The organism is Oleiagrimonas sp. (assembly GCF_027858935.1).
GTDB lineage: Bacteria > Pseudomonadota > Gammaproteobacteria > Xanthomonadales > Rhodanobacteraceae > Oleiagrimonas.
The window spans coordinates 1-5,739 of the sequence record NZ_JAQIBU010000104.1; the positions used below are offsets into that span (position 1 = coordinate 1).

The window sequence follows — 5,739 nt, forward strand, 5'->3', positions numbered from 1 at the left end:
TACACGGTGCGTGAACGCACCGTGTTCAACGCGATCCTGGGCATCTCGTGGTTCTGGTTCTTCGGAGCCACGCTGACCGTGCAACTGCCGTTGTACACGCGCTCGTATCTTGGCGGTGACGCCAGCGTGCTGACACTGGCGCTGGCCCTGTTCTCGATCGGTGTCGGTGTCGGATCACTGCTGTGCGAGAAGCTCTCCGGCGGCAAGGTGGAGCCGGGCCTGGTGCCACTGGGGGCGGCCGGGATGACGCTGTTCGGGATTGACCTTTTCCTGGTGCGCCCGCACGAGGCAGCGGTACGCGGGCAGAACTGGTGGCAGGTGTTGAGCGCGGCGGGAGGCTGGCATCTGGCGCTGGACCTGACCCTGATCGGGGTCATGTCCGGGTTCTACATCGTGCCGCTGTTTGCCTTGGTACAGTCGCGTGCCGAGCGCAGCAAGCTGTCGCGGGTGATCGCCGGGACCAATATCCTCAATGCCCTGTTCATGGTGCTTGCGGCGGGTTTTGGCATCGGCCTGCTGAAGGCGGGCCTGGATGTACCCGAGCTGTTTCTTGTGGTGGCGCTGATGAATGCCGTGGTGGCGGTGTACATCTTCACCCTGGTGCCGGAATTCCCGCTGCGCTTCCTTGGCTGGCTGGTGGTCAACACGCTCTACCGCATTCGTTGCCGACATATCGACCGCATCCCCGAGACCGGTCCGGCACTCATGGTATGCAATCACGTGGCCTTTACCGACCCGATGATCCTGATGGCCTGTGTGCGGCGTCCGGTACGCTTCGTGATGGACTACCGGATCTACCGGATGCCGGTGCTGAAGTCGCTGTTCCGCATGGCCGGTGCGATCCCGATCGCCGGTCGCAAGGAGGACCCGGCTTTGCTGCAGGCGGCCTTCGAGGCCATCGACCAGGCACTGGCCGCGGGCGAGGTGGTGTGTATCTTTCCCGAGGGCGGGCTGACGCTGGATGGCCAGATCGCGCCGTTCCGGCCCGGAGTCGAGCAGATCCTCCAGCGGCGCCCGGTACCGGTGGTGCCGATGGCGCTGCGCGGGTTGTGGGGCAGCGTGTTCAGTCGCCGGGACAGCATGCTGGGCCGTGCACGCCTGCCGCGACGTTTCCGCGCCCGGGTGGAGCTGGATACGGGTGAAATGATGATGCCCCACAACGCCTCGTTGCAGGCCCTGGAGCAACGAGTGCGGGATCTGCGAGGCGAGGACGCCTGAGGACATCGCGTTCGCCTCAGACGAACCAGCCGCCAAGCACGATAAGGGCGGCAATGGCCAACCAGACCATCAGTACACGCATGAGCAGGCGGCGGGCGTCATCCAGCTCCACCAGAGCATCGCTGGTGTCCTGGTCCGGACCCTCATCTCCTGCCTCGACGTCGGCATCGACACTGGCGCAGGCCACGGCGGAAAGAAAGTCCGGGTCGAAGCTGCGCGCGGCATTGCCGGGATCGGCATGCCAGGCACGCCAGGCCTTGATCACGGCCTCAAAGTCCGACACCAGGGCCATGGCGAACACCATCAGATGCGCGGGAACCCAGTCCAGGATCTCGCCCAGGCGTCGCGCGACCACGCGCCCGCGTGTGGGGCCGGGTTCGACTTTAGCATTCGTGGCAGGCGGCTCTGCTGTGGCGTCGACCCGTGCATGCTCGTCTTCCTCTTCGACGTCCGTTGCGTCGGGGTCCGGTACGGGGTCGGGTGCTGCTTGCACCAGCAGCAACCGGTTCAGGCGGTAACCGAGCGCGCCGATCGGCCCAAGCAGCAGGAACCAGAAGAGCACCGCGAATCTTCGGCGCAATCCGGACCATACGGCAGCTTCGACCAGATGCGGTGCGGTGAAGGGCAGCCGGGAATGATCATCGGTGGAGCGCAGCATTTGCGCGGCTTGCTCGCGTCCGGCGCGATCCGGCGCCTTGAGCACGGCGTTGACATCCTGCTCCAGATCCCGCGGCCCCAGGCTGTAGGCCAGCACGCAACCGGCGAAAATGGCCCACAGGACCATCATCAACGGTAAGTGCGAGAGCACGTAGGAGAGCACCAGGCAGACCAGCAGCGGCGGCAGCAGGGTCCAGGCCACGAAGGCCCCACCGTCGTTCTCGGAGTGGTGGGCGGTCCAGCGATGAAACCAGCCGTGGCGACGGTAACTGGGGATGGTGGGCAGCAGCTGGATCAGCAGCAGTACCACCAGGACAACCAGTAGACGGATAGCCATGAGGGGGTGTGCTCCTGCGGACGGCAAATGCGGTGTCGACGATTGTAGCGTGCGCAGGATGTCAGGTCTGTTTTGCCCCGGCCTTGAGTCGGGCCAGCTCGATCCCGGACCGGGCGCGCAGCCAGTGCTCGATCAGTCGGCAGGAGACCGACAAGGGTGAGGGCGTGATCAGCTCGCCCTTTTCGATGCCATCCACGATCTGTTCGGGTGTGAACCAGTCGGCATGCTCCAGTTCGCCGTCGCGAAGTTCGATGCCGCGGGCGCTGGCCTGCGCGGTGAAGCCGAGCATCAACGAGGCCGGGAACGGCCACGGTTGCGAGGAGTGATAGCTGCAGTCGGTGACCTTGACTCCGGATTCCTCGAACACTTCACGGCGCACTGCATCCTCCAGCGACTCGCCCGGTTCGACAAAGCCGGCCAGGGTGGAGTAAAGACCGGACGGCCAACTGGACTGACGGCCCAGCAGGCAGGCCCCCTGATGCTCGACGATGACGATGATGGCCGGATCGCTGCGCGGGAACTGCAAGCCACCACAACGCGCGCAGGCGGCGCGATGGCCGGCGGCGACAAGCTGCAATGGACCGCCGCAGCGCGGGCAGAAACGGGTGCGGTCCTGCCAGTGGGCAAGGCCGCTGGCGTAGGCGTACAGCCCGGCATCGAAGGCGTTGAACAGGCGGCCCGCCTTGCGCAGATCCTGGCGTGCGGTGCCCAGTGCGGCGTCGACCTTTTCGGTCTGCTCGGCATTCAGATGCAGCATGAAATGACCGCGATTCCCGGCCACGCCAAGCAGGCTGGCCGGGACTTGCGCAAGCAGTGACTGACGTTCGTCCGGCGACAGCCAGCGCGGTGCATCGACGCCGGAATCGACCAGCAGGCGGGTGTCGGGATCCAGCAGCAGGAAGCGGGTGCCGACCTCACGTTCCAGGGCATCCAGCCAGGAGCGGTCCTCACGGCGTTCGGCCACGCGGTCGAGTTCCAGGCCGGTGAAGGCGTTCAGTGCATTGGGGGGGCCGGAATCCACGGATCCAGGCGGAGCTACATCGAGAATGAGGAGCCGCAGCCACAGGTGGTCGTGGCATTGGGATTGCGGATCACGAACTGCGAGCCGCTGAGGCTTTCCGAATAGTCGATCTCGGCGCCGCCCAGGTACTGCAGCGAGAGCGGATCGACCAGCAGGGTCACGCCTTCCTTGTCCAGCGCCAGGTCATCGTCGGCCTGTTCGTCGTCAAAGGTGAAACCATACTGGAACCCCGAGCAGCCGCCGCCGCTGATGTACACCCGCAGCTTCAGGGCCGGGTTGCCTTCTTCCTCGATCAGCTCGCGCACCTTGTGTGCTGCGGCATCGGTAAACACCAGCGGTACCCCGCCGGTGCGGTAGTCGGGCATGTCGATGGTGACGGTGTTCATGGCATCCAGTGTGGCGTGTCAGGGAGTGCGCGGCAAGCCGGCGTCATTCAGAAATGGGGCCGGCCGGCGGCGGCTCAAGCCCCGCACCGGTTCATTTGTTTACGGCTTCGTGCACATCCCCGGGAACTTCCTCGACGTCCTGGTCTGCGATATCGAGCTTGGGCAATTGCCGTTGTTCATCTTTCTGGTGAACCATGCGGCCATTGACCTGCGCGCCTGCCGCCATTTCCAGGACCCGGTAGTGCACATCGCCCTCGACAACCGCCTGGGCGGCCAGTTCGAGGCGTTCGGTGGCGTGGATGTTGCCCTTGACCGTACCGTTGACGACCGCGTGCGGGACATGCACCTCGCCGGTGACGCGTCCCTGCTCGCTGAGCGTGAATACGGCGCTGCTCTCGGCTTCGGCGCTGACACTGCCTTCGATGATCCCGTCCAGGTGCAAGGCGCCGCTGAACAGCACGTCTCCGCGTATCCGGGTGCCCGAGGCGATCAGGCTGGTATCGCTGGTATGGCTGTCGGTCGTGGCGGGTCGACGTTGGTTATTGTTCCACATGGTCGTTCTCCGGATTTTTCAGCGCGTCCGACCAGGACATGCTCTGGGTGATGGTTTTACCGTGTTGGGGCTTGAGATGGATATGCAGCCGGTTCGGGGTGAAGTCCTTGGGCAGCATGATGGTGCCGTGCAGCTGCTGGAAGTACTTGAACTTGAAGTCCAGCCCGTTTTTCTGGTCGGGTGCGCTGATGTCCTTCCAGCGCAGGCGGCGCAGCGAACCGGCACGCACACCATCGATATCCACGTCGGCCACGCCGCTCTCCTCGTCGCCACGCTTGGCGTTGCGGGTCAGGGTCAGCGTGATGTTCCAGGCTTTCGAGTGCGGCAGGGGTTGCAGGTTCACCGTCTGCAGTTGCAGACCCTGATGCTGAGCCCCGCCGCCGACCAAGCGTGAATAGAATGCCAGATCGGCACGCAGCCCGTTGATCTTTTCGTCACGTTTGGCGAGGTTGTCGGTCAGCTTGCCCGTAGCCACCGAGGCCACCTGGCTGGAGCGTTGCGCGATGGCCAGCTGCTGTTTCAGTTTGGCATTTTCAGCGGCCAGCTTGCCCGGTGCCTGGTTCTGCGCAGGATCCATTCCAGGTTTGCTGTGCGCCAACATATAGGTGCCACTGGCAACCAGCAGCAAGGAGACCAGCCATGCCGCGAGCCATCCCAGCCAGCGCCGTGAAGGGGCCGGTGGCGAATGCACCGGATGCACGGCGTAGCGAGTGGGTGGTCGGGTGCTCATGGAGTATCCGTAGGGAAACGATCATATAGCCATTGACCTTGGCGAGCGTCAAGGCATCATTCATGGTAAGCAAACAGGCACGCACGATGCGTATACTCGGACACTGTTTCGGATGGACGGGTTCCCGACATGCTCTGGCTGAAAGCGTTCCACATCATCTTCGTGGTCACCTGGTTTGCCGGGTTGTTCTATCTGCCGAGGTTGTTCGTCTATTTCGTGGAGGCCGACGAGCCGGAGGTGCGCGAGCGTCTGAAGGTGATGCAACGTCGCCTGATGGGCATCACGCACATCGGGGGCATCCTGGCCGTGGGTTTCGGCCTGGCCGTCATGGCCTGGTGGATGATGCATGCCCCGAGCTACCTGATGCATGCCTGGTTTCACATCAAGCTGTTTCTGGTCCTGCTGCTGATCGGCTACCACCTCATGCTGGTGAAGCTGGTACGCGATTGCCGCCGTGATGCATGCACGTGGTCCAGTCGCGGGCTGCGGATCTTCAACGAGATTCCGTCACTGCTGCTGATCGCGATCGTGATTCTGGTGGTGGTCAAGCCGACCTGAACCAAGCCGACCTGAACACGGGTATCGCCAAACACCATCGTCGGTGCCGGAGCGGGTCTTGCGTCGGGATGCCGGTCAGGCGGCGGCGCTGCCGGAAGGCTTTTCGCACGGTCGCCGACGCGGATGCTCGATGCGGATGCGGCAGGTGCGTTCGACCAGTGGCGCGAACTGGCGCAGCGCGCGCTCATAGACGCGGCGCTTGAAGGACACCACGTGATCGGCCGGGTACCAGAAGTCCACCCAGCGCCAGGAGTCGAATTCCGGGGTTTCACTGGCATC

The 5,739-nt window shown here is 64.1% G+C and carries 7 protein-coding genes and 1 pseudogene; 2 read left to right on the forward strand and 6 right to left on the reverse strand.

Annotated features, from left to right (window positions below; all coding sequences use genetic code 11):
• A partial coding sequence (locus PF446_RS03975; protein ID WP_298069949.1) for a 1-acyl-sn-glycerol-3-phosphate acyltransferase occupies window positions 1–1,218 on the forward strand: 1,218 nt, incomplete at its 5' end.
• A 16-nt stretch (window positions 1,219–1,234) separates the two neighbouring features.
• Here PF446_RS03975 and PF446_RS03980 read toward each other — a convergent pair.
• The 5 genes from PF446_RS03980 to PF446_RS04000 form a co-directional block, all read right to left on the reverse strand.
• Window positions 1,235–2,212, reverse strand: a complete 978-nt coding sequence (locus tag PF446_RS03980; RefSeq protein ID WP_298069950.1) for a beta-lactamase induction protein — start codon at window positions 2,210–2,212, stop codon at window positions 1,235–1,237.
• A 61-nt stretch (window positions 2,213–2,273) separates the two neighbouring features.
• The gene (nudC, locus tag PF446_RS03985; RefSeq protein WP_298069951.1) at window positions 2,274–3,233 is read right to left on the reverse strand and encodes an NAD(+) diphosphatase; all 960 of its coding nucleotides are present in this window, start codon (window positions 3,231–3,233) and stop codon (window positions 2,274–2,276) included.
• A gap of 14 nt (window positions 3,234–3,247) precedes the next feature.
• Window positions 3,248–3,619 carry an iron-sulfur cluster insertion protein ErpA gene (gene erpA, locus PF446_RS03990; RefSeq protein WP_298069952.1) on the reverse strand — a complete coding sequence of 124 codons (372 nt, stop codon included), beginning with the start codon at window positions 3,617–3,619 and terminating at the stop codon, window positions 3,248–3,250.
• Between the two features lie 91 nt (window positions 3,620–3,710).
• On the reverse strand, window positions 3,711–4,172 hold the full coding sequence (locus PF446_RS03995) for a polymer-forming cytoskeletal protein (RefSeq protein ID WP_298069953.1): 462 nt from the start codon (window positions 4,170–4,172) through the stop codon (window positions 3,711–3,713).
• Window positions 4,159–4,902, reverse strand: a complete 744-nt coding sequence (locus tag PF446_RS04000) for a DUF6776 family protein (protein WP_298069954.1) — start codon at window positions 4,900–4,902, stop codon at window positions 4,159–4,161. The genes PF446_RS03995 and PF446_RS04000 overlap by 14 nt, the downstream gene beginning before the upstream one ends.
• 129 nt (window positions 4,903–5,031) lie before the next feature.
• Between PF446_RS04000 and PF446_RS04005 the strand changes: the two genes are divergently transcribed.
• Window positions 5,032–5,460: a CopD family protein gene (locus PF446_RS04005; protein WP_298069955.1), complete on the forward strand. Its 429-nt coding sequence runs from the start codon at window positions 5,032–5,034 to the stop codon at window positions 5,458–5,460.
• A 75-nt stretch (window positions 5,461–5,535) separates the two neighbouring features.
• Here the strand turns inward: PF446_RS04005 and PF446_RS14390 are convergent.
• Window positions 5,536–5,739: pseudogene (locus tag PF446_RS14390) on the reverse strand (RNA pyrophosphohydrolase); the annotation flags it as partial.